The 893-nt window shown below is 43.3% G+C and carries 2 rRNA genes; both read left to right on the top strand.

The window, feature by feature from the left end:
* Positions 1-229 (top strand): 16S ribosomal RNA (locus tag JHL18_RS05885); the annotation flags it as partial.
* Between the two features lie 426 nt (positions 230-655).
* Positions 656-893 (top strand): 23S ribosomal RNA (locus JHL18_RS05890); the annotation flags it as partial.

Consider the following 893-nt stretch of genomic DNA (forward strand, 5'->3'; position numbering starts at 1 on the left):
GAAACTCGCCTACATGAAGCCGGAGTTGCTAGTAATCGCGAATCAGCATGTCGCGGTGAATACGTTCCCGGGCCTTGTACACACCGCCCGTCACACCATGAGAGTTGGCAATACCCGAAGTCTGTGTGCTAACCCGTAAGGGAGGCAGTAGCCGAAGGTAGGGTCAGCGATTGGGGTGAAGTCGTAACAAGGTAGCCGTAGGAGAACCTGCGGCTGGATCACCTCCTTTCTATGGAGAAATTATTAAGTACTGATGCATTTCAGACTTAATATACACGAATTCTGGTTAGAATATCTCTCTCTGTTTAATTTTGAGATACCAAGTATCTCTGATTGTTCTTTGAAAATTGCACATAAGTTAAAGTAAAGATATTTACTATTCTTTGTAATATAAAGGGCTGAATAAAATACACGCTAGTATTAAAATCAGTCAATGATCTGCGGGCTAGATATATATATCTATAGTCCAAACGTACAGTATGCAATGTACTTTTTTTTGAGTCCAGAAAAATACTTGTACAGCAGATTAGGAGTGGCATTAGAACCAAGCAGAACGATAAACCGACGAACGAGCAGCGGAGTTTACTTCAGGTAAGTGAGTAGCGTAGTGAGTAAGGTGATGAAGTAATGCGCAGGTTATAATGACACGACATTAGGTCAAGCTACAAAGGGCGCATGGTGAATGCCTTGGCATCAAGAGCCGAAGAAGGACGTGACAAGCTGCGATAAGCTTTGGGTAGGCGCAAATAGCCTGTGATCCAAAGATTTCCGAATGAGGAAACTCACGTAGGTAACCCTACGTATCCTGTGGTGAATACATAGCGACAGGAGGGTAAACCTAGGGAACTGAAACATCTAAGTACCTAGAGGAAGAGAAAGAAACATCGATTCCG

Source organism: Clostridium yunnanense (assembly GCF_016595795.1).
Taxonomy (GTDB): Bacteria; Bacillota; Clostridia; order Clostridiales; family Clostridiaceae; genus Clostridium_AR; species Clostridium_AR yunnanense.